Genomic DNA, 21,462 nt, shown 5'->3' on the forward strand with positions numbered 1-21,462 from the left:
ATTATATATATCTAATTATCATTAATTATAACGTATTGAGGTCTTCTTATGTGGTTTTTTTCAAACATGTAAAAAGGTATAATAACAGTGGAGTGTGATAACGATGAGCGAAGTCTCTTCCTATACAATCGAAGAAGTCGCGGGCCTGCTGAAGGTTTCAAAGCTTACCGTATATGATCTGATAAAAAAAGGCATGATCCCCGCTTATCGGGTCGGAAGGCAAATGCGGGTTGATGAAGAAGATTTGAAGCTGTATAAATCAAAAATGAGGATGCCGCAACAGGCGCCCCGTCATGAAAAACCAAAAACGTCAGATACACTGCAATCGGGCGAGAAAGAAACAGTCATTATCAGCGGGCAGGATGTGTCCATGGATTTGCTCAGCAAACATTTGGAGAAGGCTATTAAAGAGACGCCGCTTCGCAAATACAGCGGGAGCTTAAACAGCCTCATCGAAATGTATCGGGGACAATGTGATATTGTCAGCTTGCATTTATACGATGCGGAAACCGGGCAATACAATATTCCTTATGTGAAACGCATTCTGTCAGGCGAACCATTCTGCTTGATCAATGCCGTCATTCGCCAGGCAGGGATATATGTTCAAAAGGGAAATCCGCAAAACATTCAAGGCTGGGAAGACCTGAAAAGAACCGATATCCGGATCGTCAACAGAGAAAAGGGCTCAGGCGCAAGAGTGCTGCTTGATGAACAGCTTGGCGTGCTTGGTATAAAGCCGTCTGGCGTAAAGGGATACAACGATATTGTGACTGATCATTTTTCGGTTGCCTCTCAAGTCTCAAGGGGGCAGGCGGATGCGGGCGTAGGCGCACAGCATGCCGCCCATATAGGGAACGCCGACTTTATACCGCTTATCGAGGAACAGTACGACATCGTCATCCTGAAAAAAAATCAAAAGCTGCTCGACACTGTAACAGACATCCTGAGTTCAAAAGAATATAAATCGCATCTTTCACAACTAAACGGATATGATACGAAAATGAGCGGCAGAATAGTATATGAAACCTAAAAAATCCCCCTTTATCAAAAGAGGGATTTTTCTTATTGCTCATAAAACCGCAGCAGGTCGCCGTTTAAAATTTTATCTGAAAGCGACAGCTCTTGATTTGCTTTTTCGCCAAAGGGCTTACATTCGTTTTGGTCTTCAGCAGGTTCTCCGGTTTTCTGGCGATAGCACGTGTTTTTTGTATAAATATAATCATTTGTGATAAAGCTGCCGTTTCTCAACACGGCGAATGGAGTTCTGTCATTTGAGAATAGATCGTTTCCGAACTGAATGTCTCCTTTGGTTTCAATGCCAAGGAGGTGCAGAAGCGTCGGTCTGACATCAATCTGTCCCCCTACATCAGAGACGGTTTCAGGCTGTTGATCCGTCACGCCGGGAATGTGAATAATGAAAGGAACACGCTGCAGCTGGACCGTGTCGTACGGTGTGATCTCATCTTTCCCTAAAAACTCGCCAAGCGCCTTGTTATGTGCTTCAGAAATTCCGTAGTGGTCACCCATAAACACGATCATTGAATTTTCATACTGACCTTCTTTTTTCAGCTTGCTGATAAAATGCTTTAACGCCTCATCCTCATAACGGACTGTCGTCACATAACGGTTTAACAAGTCGCTGCTTGAATCATACTCGTCAATCAGTTTGTCCTTGTCATCAATTTCAAACGGAAAATGATTGGTCAATGTAATGAAATTGCTGTAATAGGGCTGCGGCAGGTTTTTTAATTTACTTGCGGATTGCTCTAAAAATTCCTTGTCCTTCAATCCCCAATTGGTTGATGTTTCAGGTGCGACTGTAAATTCATCCACATCAAAAAAACGGTCAATTCCAAATGATTTGTACATCACATCTCTGTTCCAAAATCTCTTATGGTTAGCGTGAAAGACGGAAGTATAATAATGGTGCTGTTTTAATGATTTGTACATGGTTTGGAACGTATTATCGCTTTTCGTGAAAAAAACAGCTCCGCTTAAAGAAGGGTACAATGAGTTGCCGACAATAAATTCTGAATCGGACGTCTTGCCCTGCTCGGTTTGCTGGTAAAAATGATCAAAGTTGTAACTTTTCTTGACCAGGTTATTGAGGAAAGGGGTAATCTCTTTTCCATTTACTTTTTCATGTAAAACAAAGCTTTGTGTTGATTCGAGTGTCACAAAAATGACATTGCGGCCTTTCGCCAGCCCGAATTTGTTTTTGTCAGGTTTGCTGTAATCTGCTTTCGTGTAATTTTCAATCGTTGACAGGCTGTCTTCATCAGCAAATGCTTTCGCGCTGACATTTACCGTCTGTGATATCGTGTCATACACATGAAATTGAAACAGCCCGATGCTTTTCACAAGCACTTCCCTGTCAAAGGAATGCGTCAATAGCTTCGGCTGTTCGGCTTCAGCAATAGCCAGATTGAACAGAATCATTCCGGCCGAAACCGCGTAATACTTTTTGATCGTCCCGGAGGCGGTTTTTTCGGCTGGTCCTTTATGGGTTCTTGCAAGCCACGCCAGCACCGCCAAATCCAAGAGCAGGGCGATAAACAATGGATTGAACAGCTCTTTCACACTGCTGCCCATATCTCCCATATTGCTGGCTTGGAAAAGAACCGGTATGGTGATGAAATCAATATAAAACCCATAAAAGATGGTATTTGATATTAAAATAATTGTTAGGACCAAATTGGCAATGAGCAAAAAGAGCCGCTGTTTGTTCCCTTTCAGCAACAAGCCGATCCCAAACAATGGGAGTATAAAGCTGAGCGGGTTCATCAGCAAAATGATCTCCTGCAAAAAGGAGTCAATCTGCAAATCAAAGCCAAGCTTATAAATCAAATAGGTTTTTATCCACATAAACAAGACGGATAAACATAAAAACCACTGATTTTTAAAAAAGGTTCCTTTCATATGTATGGCTCCTCACGTTCAAGCATTGGCACGAAAATAAGTGTCCTTATGTAAAGCTACTAAAAAAAGTTGCGCCGGGCAATGAAAAAGCGGCTCCCATGTGCCCGTGGAACAGCTCATAGAAGTAATAGCACGAAATAATCGTCAAGCCCGCTAATACAAGCTGCTCTGAAAAGCTGCCTGTTCTCATATAAAAGGGAAGCCGAATGCGGATGGTTGACGGAAACAACAGCTTAATGCCGTTAACCGTCCACGCATCAAGCAGCAGGTGGCTCGCCATTCCGACCATTAACCCGGCCTGAATACTTTGGTTCGGAATATATGTAGTGATGATAAAAAACATAATCAGCATAAACAGCAGGCTGTGTGTAAACGTGCGGTGCCCGAATACTGAGCTGATGATCTTTGATAATAAAGGAAATTTTCTCCCGATTTTGCTTCTTGTATGGCATATGTCCGGCACCAATGCCCCAAATGCTCCGGAGGCTGCCATAAGAACAGGATCATAACCGTAATAATAAGCAATAGCCGTACAAGAAGCGATGCCTCCCATGATGTGTGTTTTCCCTGTCATTTCTCGCTTCTCCTTTTTATCTTTTGCCAAAAATCTCTGAATTACAAATATATCAAGAGAATGCCTGTTTGAGCAACAGAACTTTGTCACGATAAAAGCATATCATTTGCTTCAATGGAAAAAATCACCCTATAATTGCTTTATGGTAAAGATACGACACAACAAAGGTGCTAAGACATGGATAAAGGTAAACAAGGCATTATGAAAGACATCATTCATACACAATTTGAAGTGAATCGGGCAGTAAGAAAAAAACTGTTTCAGACAGAGCGGACGATTACGCCCACTCAAATGTATATGTTAAGTCTGCTCGATAAAGGGGAAGCATCGACCGTTTCTGAACTGCGAAAGCGGCTTGATTTAACTTCAGGAGCGGCAACGATAGCGATAAACCGTTTAATCGAAGGGCAATATATCAAACGGGAACGGGATCAAGGGGACCGCCGTGTTGTCCGTTTATCTATGACTGATAAAGGGATGGAGATTTATCAAAAATTAAATGACCAATTTCAAGTGACATACAGTCAATTGTTTAAGGACTTTTCAGCTGAAGAATTGGAACAGTTCCTTGTTTTTTTCAACAGAATGAAGGAACAGACGATGCTGTAAATGCAAGACAATTTGTATATTATTTAAGAAAAAAGCCACATTAAAAGTGTACCCATTTTTCTTAAAGAGGTGATACTTTTGGCTTTCTTTAATAAAGATAAAGGCAAACGTGACGACAAAGAAAAAAACGTCATCCAAGGCGCGCTTGACGATGCCGGTTCTGCCCTTAAAGATGATCCGCTTCAAGAAGCGGTACAAAAAAAGAAAAACAACCGATAATCAAAAAGCGGATAGGGCTTGGCTCTATCCGTTTTTTCCATCTGTTCCCTTTGACAGATCTTCCTTTCTCTGATAACCTTCTTGAGTAAATGAATATATAAATCCTCACTCTTTCTCAGTGAGGTAGAGGTTGCGCGGATGATAAGTCACACATGCCAGGCTGACAGGGAGCTGTTAAACATGTGTAAAAGGCATCAGCGCCGAAGTGTGAAGAAAGCCGATCCTTCTTCATGCTGGGACTGTATCTGAATAAGTGCAGGACTGCCGCGTGCTTTTTCGCGGAGGGCTATCCGGAGATCAAGGGTGTGTGTTTCTTTAAGCATGGACTTTTGTTCAGGCTTTTTTTGTATTTTAAAATGATCTCGGGTTCTGTCCGTATTTACAAGAATGTTGGAGGTACTGGAATGGAACAGACAAAAAAATGGGGTTTTTGGTTATTAACGGCGTTTGTCGTTGGAAATATGGTCGGATCAGGCATCTTTTCTTTGCCAAGCACGCTCGCGGAAATTGCGAGTCCGCTCGGTGCGATATCAGCGTGGCTGTTAACGGGAGCCGGCGTTCTTATGATCGCTCTCGTCTTCGGCCACTTATCGATTCGCAAGCCTGAGCTGAAAGCAGGACCGCAAAGCTATGCGAGAGCGCTGTTTCAGGACCGAAAGAAAGGCAATGCCGCCGGATTCACAATGGTGTGGGGTTACTGGGTGGCAAGCTGGATCAGCAATGTGGCGATCATTACGAGCCTTGCCGGTTATTTAACATCGTTTTTCCCGATATTAGTGGATAAACGCGTGCTGTTTGCGCTGGGCAGCCAGGAGGTTACCCTCGGGCAGATTTTGACGTTTGGCGTGTGCACGGTACTTCTTTGGGGAACACATGCGATTCTTGTATCAAGCATAAACGGAGCAAGCAAACTGAATTTTATCACGACGTTTTCAAAAGTTTTAGGATTTGTCTTTTTTATTGTTGCAGGATTATTCGTGTTTCAAACGGCGTTGTTTGGTCACTTTTATTTTCCGATTCAAGGCGAGAACGGCACAAGCATCGGGCTTGGCGGCCAGGTTCATAACGCGGCCATATCTACTTTATGGGCCTTTGTCGGCATTGAATCTGCCGTCATTCTGTCAGGCCGCGCATCCTCGCAGCGGGATGTAAAGCGGGCGACAATTACCGGATTGCTTATTGCACTGGGCATTTATATTATTGTGACGATGATTACGATGGGTGTGCTTCCGCATGAGAAGCTCGTCGGGTCAGAAAAACCGTTTGTCGATGTGCTTTACGCGATCGTCGGAAACGCGGGAAGCGTCATTATGGCGCTGCTTGCGATACTTTGCTTGTTCGGTACGATGCTCGGTTGGATTTTGCTCGGCTCAGAGGTGCCGTACCAAGCGGCAAAAGCAGGAGACTTCCCGGCGTTTTTTGCTAAAACAAATAAAAAGGGAAGCCCGGTAAATGCTTTGATTATCACAAATGTCATGTCACAGGTCTTTATTTTTTCCGTCATATCACGGACGATCAGCGACGCATTTACCTTTTTAACAACGGCGGCCACTTTGGCGTACTTAATTCCGTACCTCGTTTCGGCGATCTACAGCTTTAAGCTCGTATGGAAAGGCGAAACGTATAATGAGCTGAAGGGCTCCAGAGTGAGAGACGGAGTTATTGCGCTTCTTGCTTGCGTGTATTCCCTGTTTGTTATTGTGACCGGAACAGCGGATTTAACCACATTTATTCTCGGAATCGGACTATTCTTTGTCGGTCTCGTGATTTATCCGTTTGTTTCTAAGAAATTCAAGAAGGAAAAATAAGTATAATAAAAGACGCCTGACATTCGTGTCAGGCGTCTTTTTGATGATTAAAAAATGACCTCTCTTGTTAATAATCCTATCAAAAGGGAAGCCGCCATAATGGCCGCTAACGTAATAAAAATCTTATTCACGAAACGAATCGGCCTGCAACGCTTATTTAACCGATTCATCAGGCTGAACATAAGCACCATGATAAAAGCAGCCAGTATAATTGCTTTTATTTGAACGTTAGTAAACGGTCCCCTCAAATATGGACCGCCGAAATAACTGACAGCAATGAGTGTGCTGATGAACATAAATTGGGATATAAAAGAGGTTATGTAATTCAAAAATGTTTCGCTCCATTCAATAGAAAAGGGCCGCGGTTCACGCGGCCCTGCTGTGTTATTTCGTTAAGCTTTCTGTAATAAATGCCAGCTGTCCTTCTAATGAAATCGGATCAGAAAAATAAAAACCGATCGGATCAATTTTGTAGACATGATCTTTTTTGACGGCATCAAGGTTCTTCCAAAGTGCGCTGTCAAACACGCCGCCGTCATCCCCGCCTGATTGCCATGGGCCCATAAAAATATAATCTCCTGCAAAGTCAGGTATTTTTTCTAAAGAAATACTGGTATAACCGGGGCCTTCATCAATCGCTTTTTCTTTTGTCAGCTTTGTGGCGTTCAGCCCAAGCTCATCGTAAACAATGCTGCCGCCTCGGCCGAATTTATCACCGAATACATAGATCGCTTTTCCGTTCGTTTGCATTATGGACACGGTTTTATCGCCAACTGCTTTTTGTACCTTTGTTTTTGCCGCTGCAACTTTTTTATCCCATTTCGCGAGCCACTTATCCGCCTTATCTTCAGTGCCGGTCATCTTGGCGAAATCTTTCAGACGTTCTTTATTGTTTAGTGAATCATATTTGAGGGCGACAGTCGGCGCGATTTTTTCAAGCTTTTCGATGTCGGCGCCTTGTGTAGTCCATACGATAATCAAGTCAGGGTCTAAATCGACGACTTTTTCAACTGAGGTTCCGTCGCCAATGTTTGTTACACCGTCGGTTTTCCCTTTGTAATACGGGTTTTTGAAAACATTTTCAGGAGCTCCGACCACATTAATGCCAAGTGTTTTAAAATAGCCATAATAGCCGTCCGCCATTACGACAACCCTTTTTGGATGTTTCGGAATCTTAATATTTCCGTTTTCTGCTTTGTATGTAATGGTTTCTTCCTTTTTAGAGCTGGAAGATGAGGAACCTTTACTGTCTGATGCATTTCCGCAGGCTGCCAAAGCCGTAATAAGAAACAGAGCAAAAAACGCAGCTCCGATTTTTTTGCATGTATAGGTCATAACGTATTCCTTCTTTCGTACGTTTTTTGAATGATAAAGAGAATCATTATCAACGTGATTATACCACCGCTTTTGCCGATAAGCACGATTTTTTTGAAATTCATTATTTCATATAGAAAAGACTCTATTACCTATGAAGAAAAAAATGATATACTGATACAGTTATTGATAATAATTCTCATTATCATGAATAAGAAAGGAAGAACGGACGTTGGGTGTAATAAAAAATAAACAGACTATAAGCACGCATGATTCCTCAGAAGAAATCGAATGGAAGTCCCGGCCGTTTGGGGCGTTCCTTCTATTAATAGCGGGAATCATTCTTTTATTGTTCGGCGCCGCTTTATCAATATCAGTCGGCGCAGCAAATATACACCTGGGAACAGTGTGGGACGCGGTCTTTCATTTTCAGCCTGACAATACGTCTCATCAGATCATACAGGAACTAAGGCTGCCAAGGACAGCTGCGGCCGCGCTGGTTGGCGCTTTTTTGGCTGTATCCGGGGCCATTATGCAGGGGATGACAAGAAACCCCTTGGCGGAGCCTTCAATCATGGGCGTTACATCAGGTTCTGCCTTTGCGGTTTCAATCGCGTTCGCCTTTTTTCCCGGTATTTCAGCGATGGGCCTCATCATTTGGTCCTTTGCGGGAGCCGGTTTGGGAGCTTCCACGGTATTTGGCATAGGCATGTTTTCCAAGGGCGGGCTGACGCCGGTAAAGCTTGCGCTCGCCGGTACGGCTGTCACCTATTTTTTCACTGGTATTTCAACAGCGCTTGCGATTCGCTTTGATGTGGCTCAGGATATAAGTTTTTGGTATGCAGGAGGGGTAGCGGGAGTTAAATGGCAGGGGGTTCAGCTGCTGCTCATTGCGGGGGCTGTCGGGCTGACGTTCGCCTTAATCATTGCCCGTTCCGTCACGGTATTAAGCCTCGGTGAGGATCTTGCGAAAGGGCTTGGACAGTATACTTCAGCGGTGAAGCTGATTGGAATGCTTGTCGTCGTACTCTTGACGGGGGCGGCTGTTTCTATTTCCGGGACCATCGCGTTTATCGGACTTATCATTCCCCATGTCACACGGTTTTTGGTCGGTGTTGATTATCGATGGATCATTCCCTGCTCGGCTGTCCTGGGGGCAATTTTGCTAGTGTATGGAGATATTGCCGCGAGACTTGTAAATGCTCCTTTTGAAACACCGGTCGGGGCGCTGACAGCGCTCATCGGAGTTCCCTTTTTCTTTTATTTGGCACGACGTGAAAGGAGAGGGCTGTGATGGAAAACAAAACGAAAAAGCCGTTCATTGTCATGGCGGTTACGTTCCTTCTTATATTAGTGATCTTTTTTATCAGTCTGAATCTGGGTGTAATCAGGATAGCCCCTCTGGAAACACTGCAAGTATTTTTTGGACAAGGCACTGCCCGTGACGGGCTCGTGCTGTTTGAATTCAGACTGCCAAGGATTATTCTTTCCTTGCTTGTCGGCGCCGGGATAGCGGTGTCTGGAGCCATTTTGCAAAGTGTGTCCCAAAATAATTTGGCGGAACCCGGCATTCTTGGCATTAATGCGGGCGCCGCGCTTGCCGTCGTTCTCTTTATTTATTTTTTTCAAGGGTCAACGGCAGATTTAAGCTTTTTAGGCACGTTAATTTTACCGTTCAGTGCGCTGGCCGGTTCACTTCTCGCCGCTTTTCTCATCTACGCTTTGGCATGGAAGAAAGGCGTGACTCCGATTCGGCTGATTTTAGTCGGAATTGGAGTGAATGCGGGTTTTAATGCGATTCTGCTTATTTTTCAGCTTAAAATGGACCCGCAAGATTTCATGCAGGCAACCATTTGGATTTCCGGCTCTATTTGGGGGGCGAATTGGAAAATGATTTGGGCTGTCTTGCCATGGATATTCATTCTCTTACCCTTTACTTTATATAAAGCCCGGTACTTGAACATTTTACATTTAGGCGATCAATTGGCGACAGGTCTGGGAACAGCGGTGGAAAAGGAACGGCGCATCCTGCTTGTGGCGGCGGTGGCGCTTGCAGGTTCATGTGTTGCGGCTGCCGGCGGCATTGCATTTCTCGGGCTGATTGCGCCGCATGTGGCCAGACGGCTTACCGGCCCGCGCCATCAGACGCTCATCCCGGTTTCCGCCCTTATCGGCGCATTGCTGTTTCTTTTCGCTGACACATTGGCGAGAAATGTATTAGCTCCTTCGGAAATTCCAGTCGGGCTTGTTATTTCTATTTTAGGCGCTCCGTATTTTATTTATTTGCTGATGAAAACGAATTAGAGAAGGGGGATACTAAGAGATGGATTCACTATCAACAGAACAGCTCGGAATCGGTTATGGCGACCGGCTGATTGTAGAAGATTTGAATATATCAATTCCTAAAGGGAAAATTACCACCTTGATCGGTCCGAACGGCTGCGGCAAGTCAACCATATTAAAAACGATGTCGAGAATCCTGCGTTCAAAAACAGGTGCTGTTTATTTAAACGGGAACGGCATACATCAGATGTCGACAAAGGATATAGCGAAGGATATGGCGATTCTTCCGCAGACACCGGAAGCGCCGAGCGGTTTAACCGTATATGAATTGGTTTCATACGGAAGATTTCCGCACCAATCAGGATTTGGGCGAATACAAGCCGAAGACCGCCGCATTATCAAGCAGGCGCTTGAGGAGACGGGAATGGCTGAATATCATGAGCGGCCGATTGAAGCTCTGTCAGGCGGGCAGCGCCAGCGCGTGTGGATCGCCATGGCGCTTGCCCAAGGAACCGAACTGCTTTTGCTTGACGAACCTACGACATATTTGGATCTCGCCCATCAGCTGGAGATCTTGCAGCTTCTTGAAAAGCTGAACAAACAGCAGGGCCGGACGATCTTAATGGTCATTCATGATCTCAACCATGCCGCGCGCTTTTCCCACTATATGATTGCCCTTAAAAAAGGAAAGGTCATAAAGGAAGGAACGGCAGAAGAGGTTATGACCCCGGACGTTTTGAAACAGGTGTTTCAGATAGACGCGGAAATTGTGAATGACCCGCGCACGAACAAACCGATTTGTTTGACGTATGATTTGATCCAACATGATAAAGTGATTGAACATGTATAAAGAAAATCCCGGTCCATGACCGGGATTTTTGTATTTTCATGCAGAAAAATACGATTTTTAGAAAAAGATTGCAAGCTATATAGAAATAATAGATAATATTGGTTAGAATGTTTCAAAAATATTACAGAGTGAACGGAAAGAGGAGATAAGAGTGTCCAAAAAGAAAAAATGGCTGATATTCAGTCTGATATTTGCGGGTGTGTTGGTGCTGGCGGGTGTCGGCTTCGGAGCGGTTTACTTCTTTACACATGCAAAATCAGTGGGAGGGGCTGAAGAACCGTACGCTCAATCAGTTTCCATTTTCATGGGTGAAGAAACGGCTTCGGCTAATTCGTTTTCTGGAAAAGTTGAACCGGAAAAACAGCAGAAAGTATACATAGACTCAGAGAAAGGCAGCATTAAAAAAACATATGTAAAAGAAGGCGACAAAGTAAAAAAAGGTGACAAGCTGTTTGAATATGACACAGCGGACAATTCAGACGAGGTCGAGCAAAGCAATCTGGACATAGAAATGGCCAATCTCCAAATTAACCGTTTAGAAAAAACAATTGCCGATACAGAGAAAAAATTAAAAAAAGCTGGCAAAGAAGAAAAATCACAGCTGGAAGATGAGCTTGATCAAGCAAGATTTGATCTGAAGACAAGCAATCTTGAACTGAAGCAGCATCAAAAAGAGCTTGCGAATCTGACAAAAAGCAAAGGAGCAAACGTCATCACGAGTAAACATGACGGAATCGTGCAAACCGTTAATCAGGACATAGCTGACGGAGCGAGCGGCGATCAGGCATCAGGGCCGTATATTCAAATAGTGTCTACAGGCGCCTATCTCGTTAAAAGCCAAGTCAACGAGCTGTTAATGGACACGATCAAAAAAGGCAGCAAAGTAAAAATTACGCTGAAAACAGGCGGGGAAGGCGAATGGACAGGCAAAATCACTGACATTGGCAAACTCCCGGCAGGCACTGAAGAGGACGGACAGGCGGAAAGCTATGGCGAAGAGGAAATGAATCCTCAGTCTTCAAACTATCCATTTACGATATTGCTTGACAGTCATAAGGGGCTTGAGGTCGGCTACCATGTCAACATTGATGTACTCGGAGACGACACGAATTCAGACAGCGTTAAGCTCCCTTCCGATATGATCGTGCAGGACGATGGCGAGCCGTATGTCTGGAAGACTGATGAAGAGCAGAAGGCTGTGAAACAAACCGTGGAAATCGGGGAGCCGGACGAGAATGACATGGTTGAAATTAAGAGCGGCCTGACACCGGAAGATTATGTGATCTACCCGGATCTTCCAATTAGGGAAGGGGAGCAGGTTACAGTCGATGCTGACACTGAATAATATTTATAAATCGTACAAGCTGGGAAAAGAAGAGGTCCCGATCTTAAAAAATATTAATCTGACAGTCGAAGCCGGGGAATTTATCGCGATCATGGGACCTTCTGGTTCGGGGAAATCAACTTTAATGAATATCTTAGGCTGTTTGGACAGGCCGACATCCGGCAGCTATAAGCTTGAACAGATGGATGTGCTGAGGGGAAAAGATGGCGCCTTAGCCGACATCCGCAACCAATCAATCGGTTTTGTATTTCAGACCTTCCATCTTCTGCCCCGGCTGACGGCGCTGCAAAATGTCGAACTTCCTATGATTTATAACAAGATAAAGAAAAAAGAAAGAAGACAAAGAGCGTATGACGCGCTGGAAAAGGTCGGTTTAAAAGACAGAGTAGCTTATAAGCCGACGAAGCTGTCAGGCGGTCAAAAGCAGCGTGTGGCCATTGCCAGGGCTCTTGTCAATCAGCCGCGTTTTATCTTGGCGGATGAACCGACCGGAGCGCTTGATACCAAATCGAGCGAGCAAATTCTGTCCTTATTTTCACAATTAAATGAAGAAGGCACGACGATTATTATGATCACACACGATCCGGATGTTGCCAGAAAAGCGGACAGAACGGTCTTTATCAGGGACGGCGAGCTGGTTTTAGATGAGAAAGGGGATGTGAACCATGCTTGAAAATATACGTATCTCCTTTCAATCCATTCTCTCACATAAACTGCGGTCAATTTTAACGATGCTTGGGGTCATTATCGGAATCGCGGCGATTATCGCGATAGTTTCTATGATTAAAGGGCAAAGTGAGCAGCTCAAGCAAAGCATGATCGGGATGGGAAACAACTCGATTAATGTGGTGTATCAGCAGAACGGCGGAGAAGAGGAAGGCTTTCATGAGCTTTCTTACACAACGGCTCCCCCGATATCTGATGAAACCATTGAGTCTATTACATCAGATCCGATGGTAAAAGGAGTTTCATTGTATCACTTGGCAGAAGGCGTCACAGCCTTTCATTTAACGAATTCCGCTTACCCGCAGGTGTATGGTGTGGATCAGGACTATTTCAATATGTTTCCGATCCGTATCACAGAAGGAAAAGCACTGACTGACAAGGAGCTTGGGAGCAAGCATCAGGTTGTCATGATCAATGAAGATGCAAGAGACGAGCTGTTTCCCGACGGAGACGCGATTAATAAAAAAGTGGAGATTAATGGTATGCCATTCCGCGTCGCCGCAATCTTTACTGAAAAAAAGCAGGACGAAAGCGTGTATTACGGGGAGTACGGAAATCCGATTTTTTATCTCCCTAAAGGAGTATGGCCGCTCATTGAAGGTTTTGACGCTCCGACGCAGATTGCCGTACAGGCTGATTCATCTGACCATATTCAAGAAGCCGGTATGATGGCTGCCGATTTGCTTAATGCAAGCCTGCCGGAAGCTGAATTGGAAAAAGCAGAATACAGCGTGACAAATTTACAGGAGATTGCAGAGGAAATGGAATCTTTCAATCAGGCCTTTGCTCTATTGCTTGGCGGCATCGCCAGCATCTCTCTATTGGTCGGCGGCATCGGCGTGATGAATATTATGCTTGTTTCTGTGACAGAACGCACACGTGAAATCGGCATTAAAAAAGCCCTCGGAGCGAAACGCCGTGTCATTTTATTTCAATTTTTAACCGAAGCGGTAGTGCTGACCAGCCTTGGCGGAATTCTCGGCGTTCTTGCTGGATGCGGCATTGCCAAACTGATAACGGTATTTTACCCAATGCCTTTTATCGTTTCAGTTCCTGCCGTGGCCGGCGCGCTCATTTTCTCGATGGCGGTCGGCATCATATTCGGACTGCTGCCGTCTATCAAGGCCTCAAAGCTTCAGCCTGTAGACGCACTCCGGTATGAATAGGAAAGTGACATGTCTTAGAAGCGATTGTTTGTAAAATAATGAAAAGACCTTCGTCCCCGAAGGTCTTTTTTTACTTAAAGCCCCATTCACGCAAAAGCTTTCTTTTTGTAAAAGCATGCATCAAAAGCAAAAAACACCCCGGCGATGATAAACTCCTCTGTTGTGGACAGCCAGATCCCCTTAATGAATTCATCTGCTGTGTAGACGGTCATCCATAAAAATAACACCTGAACACAGCCGGCTAAAAAAAACAAATGATTTTTATGCAGTTTGAAGCTTTTGAAGCTATGTATCATTAAGAGCTCAAATGGCTCAATGCATAGGCTGAGTCCCAAAAATATGGCGGCAAACAGAAGCACATAAAAGATCGATTCATAATTTGCGTCGGTCAGATGAAAGACAATAAAAATACCTAAAAAATAGCCTGTAAATACAGCGGCCGCCGCCACTGCATATTGGATGAAATGTGTCAGTTTCATCATTGGTTTCCCCCTCTCCAACAGAAAAAACTTGCAGAGAAACGCTGCTGATTTCTCTGCAAGCCTCAGGCTCTTGTGACCCTTTATTTGTTTTGGTCTATTTTGATAACCGGATGCTTCTCTTTTTGGAGTGCATCTGTAAACTCTTTTCCTAAATTGACATGATTCTGAACAAATGTCTCAGGCAGCATGGCAAGCCATTGGTTTAAAGAAACATCTGCATAATGATCATCTTTGAAAATTTCTAAAAAGACCAAAGGCTCGTCCCCTGTATTTTGCACGTAATGTCCCATGGCAAAAGGAACATAACCGACGTCGCCTGCTTGATAGTTAAAGGTTCTGGCATGACCGTCCGAAGCGAATACCGTCATTTTTGCCTGGCCTGAGATGAAATACTGCCATTCGTCTGTGTTTGGGTGCCAATGCATTTCCCGCATTCCGCCCGGCTCTACTTCAACAAGGGCAGAGGCAATGGTTTTAGAAACTGTAAAGTTTGAAGAATCGGCAATCCACACTTTTCCTCCATCAGTGGTAATCGGTTCCTGCTCAAGAAGACGGTAGCTGAATGGGTGAGGAACCTCGCCATTCGGACCTTCAACCTGGTCATTCTCAAGGGAGCCGGGTAAGGCTGTCTCAAAAATATATTTTTCTTTAGACGGAAGGTTGGCAATATTCTTTTCCGTAAGGCCGAAATTCGCTGCCACGACATCTTGCGGTGTGTGCGCGAGCCAATCTGTCAGCTGGAATGTACTGTTCTCAGAGAACCCGCCGTTATCGAAGACTAACAAAAACTCGCAGCCTTCATCCAATGCTTGAATAGAATGCGGCAGGCCTGATGGGAAGTACCATAAATCTCCTTCGCCCACATCATCAATAAAGCTGCGGCCTTTTTCATCAACAAGCGTAATACGGGCTGATCCATAGATGACATAAGCCCACTCGGCTTCTTTATGCCAGTGAAGTTCGCGAATGGCCCCCGGCTTCAGCCGCATATTAACAGAAGCGATGTTATCGGAGACCGGAAGTTCCCGAACTGTTACTTCACGCGCATAACCGCCTTTTTCTAAACGGTTATGTGTATCTGAGAAAGAGAATTTCAGGTTTTCAACTGTTCCGTGATCCGTTTCCGGCGGTACAAGCATATCCGGATTTTGGCGGTCACGCTCTATGTTGCGCGGAATTTTTACTGTTGCCCCTTTTTCTCCTCTGATTGGCTGCGGGATGTTTTTTTCGTTTTTCATGTTTTGTTCTCCTCTCAAATGTGATTTGATATTTGTCGTTACAAAGAGAATGTGAAAGGCCCTTCGTTTTCCCTCTGTTATGTTAAGTGAAAAAAACGGACGGTACGTCAACCTGATGAATCATTATTTTTTAAATTGTTGTTCTTTCAGGTCTGTCATCAATTCAAGAAGCTGATCGAATTTCTTCTCAAAACGGGTGAGGAGATAGATGGCGATTAATGCCGGAAAGCCGACATTGCCGATCTGCCTCACCGCCTCTTCTGCAAAAACCTGATCCATTTTTAAACACCTCCCTGCTTTTTATGCAGTCATTTATATAAGTGAAAAAAACAATTGAAATCGTAAACCCTATTAAAAATTTTCAGCGGGTGATGCCCTTAGGCTGATAGTAGTAGTTTACTTTTTTTTGCTTTCTTTCATTTAATTTAAATAGGAGGCGGTTTTATGGACTATCAAATTCTGTTACGGTCAAAATGTAAGGAAATCATGAAACACCCCATTGTAAAGCATTTTTTGAGCAATCCACAGCATTATCGCTTGTTTAAAAATGTAATGGAAAATTCCAATGAGAAGGATGCGGAATCGCTCGACGCAAAGTTCAAGCAATTTTACAAAGAAATTCGTATTATCAAATATATGAATTCTATGATCCGCATCTTTTCGATCGACTTTGACAAACGCATTCGAAAAAATCAAAACCGTTATCCGCTGACTGTCGACCATCCTGAGGCTGGGGAGCGGCTGCCAGTACAAGGGGGAAATGATGCCTATGAGGAATTTTTGAATCTTGAAGAGGATTTAGGCCAGCATATTCAAGATCAAAATCTTTATCAGGCCATTCAGGGGCTGACTGAAAAACAAAAAAGCGTATTAACAAAAATTTATGTTCATGGGGCTGCCATGCAAGAAATCGCCGACTCATTGGGAGAATCCCGCCAAAACATCTCGAATATTCATAAGAAAGGGCTGGAGAATATCAGAAAACAGATGGCGGCGCTAGAAAAGGGGGAGAAATAAGCTGTGAGCCGGTTGCATGAGAACCATAACAACAAAACAGATGCAGAAGAAATAGAAAGACTGATCGCAGGATTTTCACCGATGATTAAAAAGAAATTGAGGAATACATCCTTTCAGGAAAGAGAAGATTTGGAACAGGAGCTGAAAATCAAAATATTTGAAAAGGCGGACATGCTGCTTTGTCAGGAGGTCCCGGGGTTTTGGGAATTTATTATAGAATATATGGAAGAAAACTGATTTCAACTGATTTTTTCTCGTTTTCGGAAAAACTTGGCTGATGCGCGGTTCTCGTTTTTCTTTCCAATTCTCCACCATATAATGATATGATGAAAAAAAGACAGAAAGAGAGGAAAGTGGGAAGTGGAAAAAGCTTCAATTTTGATCGTAGATGATGAGAATGCCATTGTAGATATGGTCAAACGCGTTCTCGATAAAGAAGGATTTCAAAACGTGATGACAGCGGGAAGCGCCGAAGAAGCCATCCCAATCGTCAAGAAGGAAAAAATAGACCTTCTGGTGCTGGACGTCATGATGGATGGAATGTCCGGTTTTGAGGCATGCGCCGCGATCCGTGAGTATTCCGAGGCGCCGATTTTCTTCCTGACAGCCAAGACCTCCGACACGGATAAGCTGTCAGGCTTTGCCTCAGGAGCCGATGATTATATTACAAAACCCTTTAATCCGCTTGAATTAGTGGCGCGGATCAGGGCGCATTTGAAACGGACGTATAAACAGGAAGACGGGCGCTCAAGCACGCCGTATGCATATGAGCATTTTACATTTTACCCTCAATTTGCCGAGTTAATTGTAGGCGGGAAAGTCGTCAGCTGCTCCGCTCAGCTTTTGCAGCTTCTCCAGTATTTTTGCGACCATCCCAATGTTGTGTTGTCAAAGGATCAAATCTATGAAAAAGTATGGGGCTATCCTTCATATGGAGATAACAATACGGTCATGGTCCATGTCCGCAAGCTGAGAGAAAAAATAGAACGCGACGCCAGTGATCCGGAATATATTGTGACAGTCCGCGGCCTTGGCTACCGATTCATTCCGAATCCGGAAGAAAACGGCAAACAATCATGAGAATGAGAGGGAAATTTCTGCTGCATTTTTTCGGACAAATGCTGCTTATTCTTCTTCTTGTAACAGTGATGGCCGTGTCTTCCTTTTTTTATTTGGATTGGCGTTTCAGCGAAGCGGAATCCAATTCGGGACTTACGAAAGCAACGCCTGATACCTTCGAGTCATGGCTGGATAAAACGTCAGACGGTTCATGGGATGTAGATGATTTCCTGAAAAAGTCGGTGAAAAAGCAGCGGGGCTGGCTGCAGATTATCAATGATGATGAAAAAACGGATTACGCCTACCGCGTGCCTAAAGACGTTCCAAGCAGTTACAGCAAAAAAGAGCTCTTATCCATATATGAAAACAGGAAATTTGGGAACTACAAGCTGAATTACTGGACGGTCACGATTGAAGACGATACGTATCTCATTTTATTTGGCTGGAAATCAGAAAGTGAACAGCTGCTGACCTATATAGAAAATCAGGAAAAACCGATCGATTCGCTCAAGGACTATAAAGACAGCACGAAAGACTGCATCAAGCAGGAAAAAGGGGCTGTCTATCTCTTGAATGATGACGGCAAGCTCATTGACAGCTTAAACAGCACAAAAAGTGAAAGGGACAGCCTGAATGAGCTGGAACTGTTGAAATACAACTCTGCGCCCTGGAACTACAAGCGGGAAATCTCATTTAAGAGAATTGACGAATCAAGATGGATGGTAGCTTCTGTACCGAATCCTGTTTACATTCCCGATCACGAATTTAATAAGTCATTTTTAAAATTTGCGTTGAAAGCCCTGTTCCTCATTATGGGTGCATTGGTGTTCATGCTATGTTTAATGACGATTTATTATTCCTTCAGATTCGGCCTGCCGATCCTGCACACGATCAAATGGCTTGTGAATCTATCAAAAGGACGGCTGGAAGAACCAAGAAACCGAAAAGGGCGGCCTGTCAGCAAAAATAAAAAGGGTAAAACAAAACAGCCGTACCGTTTCTTCGGGGAGATTTTCGAATCAATGGACCAGCTGACAGAAACTTTGAAAAGAGACAAGAAAAACAGGGAAAAAATTCAGACTACAAGAGAAGAATGGATTGCGGGCCTCTCTCACGATTTAAAAACACCGCTCAGCACAATTTACGGCTATAGTATGATGCTCGAATCAAAACAATACGACTGGTCGGCTGAAGAGGTGAAAGAAATCGGGCATGTCGTCAGGGAAAAATCAGAATACATGTCAAAGCTGATCGAGGACCTAAATTTAACCTATCGTCTGAAAAATGCCGCTCTGCCGATGAATAGACAGTTGATCAATGTGGTTCCATTCTTCCGAAATGTCATTGAGGATTTTAAGAAAAATCCGTTTTCAGAAGGTTATGATGTCTCTTTTGTTTCAGGGGAGCAGAATATCCGTTTTCCGATTGATGAAGGCTGGTTTCGGCGTATTTTAGAGAACCTTCTTGCAAATGCGGTGAAGCATAATGATAAAGGTACGGCGATTCAAGTGATATTGGAGGATTCTAAGGAACATCTCTCATTGAAAGTAAAAGATAATGGCAAAGGGATGGACGAAGAGACCATTACCAACTTGTTTAACCGTTATTACAGAGGAACGAATACAAAAGATTCAACAGCCGGAACCGGGCTGGGTCTCGCGATTGCCAAGGAGCTGGTGCATCTTCATAACGGAACCATTCATGTGAACAGCAGAATGAGGATCGGCACTGTCATCACGCTCTTATTCCAAAAAGAGTAAAGCAGGGATCTGTTTCAGGCGCCTCTTTGCAGGGAATAACAAAAGCACAACAAACCAGCAGAGAGGTGTTTTTTATAATGGAAGCTGTTTTAGAAGCTGACACAAGGGCTGTAATTGGAGAAGGCCCATTATGGGACGAGGAGAAAAAGTGCTTGTACTGGGTGGATATTTTGGGAAGCCGGCTCCATGTGTTCGATCCCGCAGAAAAAGAAAATCATACTGTATCATTCAAATCTTTTGTAACATCGCTTGCTAAGTATTCAAGTGATGAGCTGATCATGACAATGAAAGACGGTTTTTACCTTTATCACCTTCGGGAGAATAAACTCACTCCGATCAAGCAGCCGGAAGATATGGACAAAAGCCTTCGTTTTAATGATGGAAAGTGTGATCCGTCAGGAAGGCTGTGGGCAGGAACGACAAGCATGGAAGGAAAACAGGAAGCAGCTTCGTTTTACCGTTTGGAGGCAGACGGCGGGCTTGTAAAGATTAAAGACAATGTATCAACATCAAACGGTCTGGATTGGGACCGAAAACGTCAGCTGATGTATTATATTGACACACCGACACAGGAGATTGTTTGTTATCAATACGATCCTGACAGCGGTGATGTGTCAAATCCGGAAACAGTTTATCGCTTCCAAGAATCTGACGGCTCGCCGGATGGGATGACGATCGACCGTGATGGTATGCTTTGGGTTGCATTGTTTGGCGGGGGCAGGGTCGCTAAAATTGATCCGTTCCAAAAAAAGTGGATTGATTCGATCATGGTTCCCGCCAAATATGTGACATGCTGCGCGTTCGGCGGTGAAGATTTAAAAACCCTCTATATTACGACGGCGACAGAGCAGATGACGGAAACCGAAAGATACAATCAGCCTCATGCGGGCGGCCTGTTTTCCGTTCGGCTTACAACTGGCGGATATGTCCCGGCGCCATTCTCAGGTACACTATAAGTAAAAAACGCACCCCGAGCAGGGTGCGTTTTTTATCGTTTAAATGGACCGGATAATCCCGCCCTCTACGCGCTGGGACGTTCCGTTGATTGCTGAAGCTGCATCCGAAGCCAAAAAGACAATCGTATTGGCGACTTCTTCGGCAGTCGCATAGCGCTGGATAAGTGATGTCGGTTCATTCACTTTAAAATAATCTTTTACAAATGTATTGGTGTCCTGTCCTTCAGCCTTTGCTGCCCCTTCCATGTAGGAGGCCACGCCTTCTGTCCAAGTAGGGCCCGGAAGCACTGAATTAACGGTCACATTTGTGCCTTTTGTCATTTCAGCCATCCCTCTGGACAAGCTGATTAACGCTGTTTTGGTCATGGAATACGGAATCATTTGCGGAAGCGGTTTGACCCCCGCTTCACTCGCGATATTCAGGATACGCCCGCTGTTTGCAGCAAGCATCTTTGGAAGGAAATGCCGGTTCAAACGGACCGCGCTCATCACATTCACCTCAAAATATTGATGCCACTCCTCATCCGTCACCTCTGCAAAATCCTTCACTTCAAAAAATCCGAGGTTATTGACAAGAATATCAACTTCGCCGATTTGATTGACTTGTTCAATGAAGTCTTTTGCTTCAGCAGGATTGGACAAATCGGCGGCGATTCCGTAAACCGTTCCGTATGAAACAAGCTCTTCTGCCGCACGCTTAGCTGTTTCTTCTTTTCGCCCGTTCACGATCACCGCCGCACCTTCTTGCAAAAAGCTTTTCGCTGCGGCTTTGCCGATGCCGGATGTCGAGCCTGTTACGACAACAAGCTTATTGTTTAATTGTAAATCCATCAAATCATTCCTTTTTCACAATAATGGTACTTAGTATACAGGATGAATTTTAGTGTTTACGAGAATTTTGCTTTCATACATACAAGGAGCTTGAAAAGCCAATGATATCACGTATACAAGCCTCACAGACTTATAGTATAATTACTCCGAAAAAAGGATACGAATGTCAAATGGGTGCCGGTACGTGAAAATAGCCGGCTTAATAGGGAAACCGGTCGAAGCCGGTGCGGTCCCGCCACTGTAATTGGCCTTTGCGCCAAAAGCCAGGATACCTGCCTGTTTGATCAACACGTAGTCTGCGAGGAC

At 44.3% G+C, this 21,462-nt stretch carries 23 protein-coding genes and 2 riboswitches; of the genes, 15 read left to right on the forward strand and 8 right to left on the reverse strand.

Annotated features, from left to right (window positions below):
- The first annotated feature begins 103 nt into the window (after positions 1 to 103).
- Complete coding sequence (locus AXI57_RS03730; protein WP_061669272.1) at positions 104 to 1,030, forward strand: substrate-binding domain-containing protein; 927 nt, start codon at positions 104 to 106, stop codon at positions 1,028 to 1,030.
- Positions 1,031 to 1,062: 32 nt separating this feature from the next.
- Here the strand turns inward: AXI57_RS03730 and AXI57_RS03735 are convergent, their stop codons facing one another.
- Positions 1,063 to 2,919: an LTA synthase family protein gene (locus tag AXI57_RS03735; RefSeq protein ID WP_061669273.1), complete on the reverse strand. Its 1,857-nt coding sequence runs from the start codon at positions 2,917 to 2,919 to the stop codon at positions 1,063 to 1,065.
- Positions 2,920 to 2,965: 46 nt separating this feature from the next.
- Positions 2,966 to 3,493, reverse strand: coding sequence for a metal-dependent hydrolase (locus AXI57_RS03740; protein ID WP_003326943.1), 528 nt, complete (start codon positions 3,491 to 3,493; stop codon positions 2,966 to 2,968).
- A gap of 177 nt (positions 3,494 to 3,670) precedes the next feature.
- Between AXI57_RS03740 and AXI57_RS03745 the strand changes: the two genes are divergently transcribed.
- The 3 genes from AXI57_RS03745 (at position 3,671) to AXI57_RS03755 (ending at position 6,129) form a co-directional block, all read left to right on the forward strand.
- A complete protein-coding gene (locus AXI57_RS03745) occupies positions 3,671 to 4,102 on the forward strand; it encodes a MarR family winged helix-turn-helix transcriptional regulator (protein WP_003326944.1) in 432 nt (143 codons plus the stop codon).
- A 78-nt stretch (positions 4,103 to 4,180) separates the two neighbouring features.
- Positions 4,181 to 4,321 carry a small acid-soluble spore protein SspJ gene (sspJ, locus tag AXI57_RS03750; RefSeq protein ID WP_003326945.1) on the forward strand — a complete coding sequence of 47 codons (141 nt, stop codon included), beginning with the start codon at positions 4,181 to 4,183 and terminating at the stop codon, positions 4,319 to 4,321.
- A 116-nt stretch (positions 4,322 to 4,437) separates the two neighbouring features.
- Positions 4,438 to 4,618, forward strand: a riboswitch (Lysine riboswitch).
- Between the two features lie 107 nt (positions 4,619 to 4,725).
- The gene (locus tag AXI57_RS03755; RefSeq protein WP_003326946.1) at positions 4,726 to 6,129 is read left to right on the forward strand and encodes an amino acid permease; all 1,404 of its coding nucleotides are present in this window, start codon (positions 4,726 to 4,728) and stop codon (positions 6,127 to 6,129) included.
- 47 nt (positions 6,130 to 6,176) lie between these two features.
- Here the strand turns inward: AXI57_RS03755 and AXI57_RS03760 are convergent, their stop codons facing one another.
- Positions 6,177 to 6,458, reverse strand: a complete 282-nt coding sequence (locus tag AXI57_RS03760; protein WP_061669274.1) for a hypothetical protein — start codon at positions 6,456 to 6,458, stop codon at positions 6,177 to 6,179.
- 55 nt (positions 6,459 to 6,513) lie between these two features.
- The gene (locus AXI57_RS03765; protein ID WP_061669275.1) at positions 6,514 to 7,464 is read right to left on the reverse strand and encodes an iron-hydroxamate ABC transporter substrate-binding protein; all 951 of its coding nucleotides are present in this window, start codon (positions 7,462 to 7,464) and stop codon (positions 6,514 to 6,516) included.
- A 211-nt stretch (positions 7,465 to 7,675) separates the two neighbouring features.
- On the opposite strand from AXI57_RS03765, the gene AXI57_RS03770 reads away from it, so the two are divergent.
- The 6 genes from AXI57_RS03770 (at position 7,676) to AXI57_RS03795 (ending at position 13,813) form a co-directional block, all read left to right on the forward strand.
- Positions 7,676 to 8,737: a FecCD family ABC transporter permease gene (locus AXI57_RS03770; protein ID WP_061669276.1), complete on the forward strand. Its 1,062-nt coding sequence runs from the start codon at positions 7,676 to 7,678 to the stop codon at positions 8,735 to 8,737.
- Positions 8,737 to 9,747, forward strand: a complete 1,011-nt coding sequence (locus tag AXI57_RS03775) for a FecCD family ABC transporter permease (RefSeq protein WP_061669277.1) — start codon at positions 8,737 to 8,739, stop codon at positions 9,745 to 9,747. The genes AXI57_RS03770 and AXI57_RS03775 overlap by 1 nt, the downstream gene beginning before the upstream one ends.
- A gap of 19 nt (positions 9,748 to 9,766) precedes the next feature.
- Positions 9,767 to 10,576, forward strand: coding sequence for an ABC transporter ATP-binding protein (locus AXI57_RS03780; protein ID WP_061669278.1), 810 nt, complete (start codon positions 9,767 to 9,769; stop codon positions 10,574 to 10,576).
- A gap of 151 nt (positions 10,577 to 10,727) precedes the next feature.
- Positions 10,728 to 11,921: an efflux RND transporter periplasmic adaptor subunit gene (locus AXI57_RS03785; RefSeq protein WP_061669279.1), complete on the forward strand. Its 1,194-nt coding sequence runs from the start codon at positions 10,728 to 10,730 to the stop codon at positions 11,919 to 11,921.
- The gene (locus tag AXI57_RS03790; protein ID WP_003326952.1) at positions 11,905 to 12,594 is read left to right on the forward strand and encodes an ABC transporter ATP-binding protein; all 690 of its coding nucleotides are present in this window, start codon (positions 11,905 to 11,907) and stop codon (positions 12,592 to 12,594) included. Before AXI57_RS03785 ends, AXI57_RS03790 begins: the two co-directional genes overlap by 17 nt.
- On the forward strand, positions 12,587 to 13,813 hold the full coding sequence (locus AXI57_RS03795; protein ID WP_061669280.1) for an ABC transporter permease: 1,227 nt from the start codon (positions 12,587 to 12,589) through the stop codon (positions 13,811 to 13,813). The genes AXI57_RS03790 and AXI57_RS03795 overlap by 8 nt, the downstream gene beginning before the upstream one ends.
- Before the next feature lie 86 nt (positions 13,814 to 13,899).
- Here the strand turns inward: AXI57_RS03795 and AXI57_RS03800 are convergent, their stop codons facing one another.
- The 3 genes from AXI57_RS03800 to AXI57_RS20630 all read right to left on the reverse strand — a co-directional run bounded on the left by AXI57_RS03800 (position 13,900) and on the right by AXI57_RS20630 (position 15,812).
- Positions 13,900 to 14,292, reverse strand: coding sequence for a YrvL family regulatory protein (locus AXI57_RS03800; RefSeq protein WP_061669428.1), 393 nt, complete (start codon positions 14,290 to 14,292; stop codon positions 13,900 to 13,902).
- A gap of 83 nt (positions 14,293 to 14,375) precedes the next feature.
- On the reverse strand, positions 14,376 to 15,533 hold the full coding sequence (locus AXI57_RS03805; RefSeq protein ID WP_061669281.1) for an oxalate decarboxylase family bicupin: 1,158 nt from the start codon (positions 15,531 to 15,533) through the stop codon (positions 14,376 to 14,378).
- A gap of 123 nt (positions 15,534 to 15,656) precedes the next feature.
- Positions 15,657 to 15,812 (reverse strand): YvrJ family protein, encoded by a 156-nt coding sequence (locus tag AXI57_RS20630; RefSeq protein WP_003326957.1) that lies wholly within the window; start codon positions 15,810 to 15,812, stop codon positions 15,657 to 15,659.
- A gap of 207 nt (positions 15,813 to 16,019) precedes the next feature.
- On the opposite strand from AXI57_RS20630, the gene AXI57_RS03810 reads away from it, so the two are divergent.
- The 5 genes from AXI57_RS03810 (at position 16,020) to AXI57_RS03830 (ending at position 20,325) form a co-directional block, all read left to right on the forward strand.
- Positions 16,020 to 16,550 (forward strand): sigma-70 family RNA polymerase sigma factor, encoded by a 531-nt coding sequence (locus tag AXI57_RS03810; protein ID WP_106034019.1) that lies wholly within the window; start codon positions 16,020 to 16,022, stop codon positions 16,548 to 16,550.
- Positions 16,551 to 16,553: 3 nt separating this feature from the next.
- On the forward strand, positions 16,554 to 16,787 hold the full coding sequence (rsoA, locus tag AXI57_RS03815) for a sigma-O factor regulator RsoA (RefSeq protein WP_003326959.1): 234 nt from the start codon (positions 16,554 to 16,556) through the stop codon (positions 16,785 to 16,787).
- Positions 16,788 to 16,910: 123 nt separating this feature from the next.
- Entirely contained in the window at positions 16,911 to 17,630 is a 720-nt protein-coding gene (locus AXI57_RS03820) for a response regulator transcription factor (RefSeq protein WP_061669283.1), read from the forward strand.
- On the forward strand, positions 17,627 to 19,369 hold the full coding sequence (locus tag AXI57_RS03825) for a HAMP domain-containing sensor histidine kinase (RefSeq protein ID WP_061669284.1): 1,743 nt from the start codon (positions 17,627 to 17,629) through the stop codon (positions 19,367 to 19,369). Before AXI57_RS03820 ends, AXI57_RS03825 begins: the two co-directional genes overlap by 4 nt.
- Positions 19,370 to 19,446: 77 nt before the next feature.
- Positions 19,447 to 20,325: an SMP-30/gluconolactonase/LRE family protein gene (locus AXI57_RS03830; protein WP_003326962.1), complete on the forward strand. Its 879-nt coding sequence runs from the start codon at positions 19,447 to 19,449 to the stop codon at positions 20,323 to 20,325.
- Between the two features lie 39 nt (positions 20,326 to 20,364).
- Here AXI57_RS03830 and AXI57_RS03835 read toward each other — a convergent pair whose 3' ends face one another.
- Complete coding sequence (locus AXI57_RS03835; protein WP_061669285.1) at positions 20,365 to 21,156, reverse strand: SDR family NAD(P)-dependent oxidoreductase; 792 nt, start codon at positions 21,154 to 21,156, stop codon at positions 20,365 to 20,367.
- 155 nt (positions 21,157 to 21,311) lie between these two features.
- Positions 21,312 to 21,450: riboswitch (cobalamin riboswitch) on the forward strand.
- Positions 21,451 to 21,462: the final 12 nt, after the last annotated feature.

The sequence above is a fragment of the Bacillus atrophaeus genome (assembly GCF_001584335.1).
Taxonomy (GTDB): Bacteria; Bacillota; Bacilli; order Bacillales; family Bacillaceae; genus Bacillus; species Bacillus atrophaeus.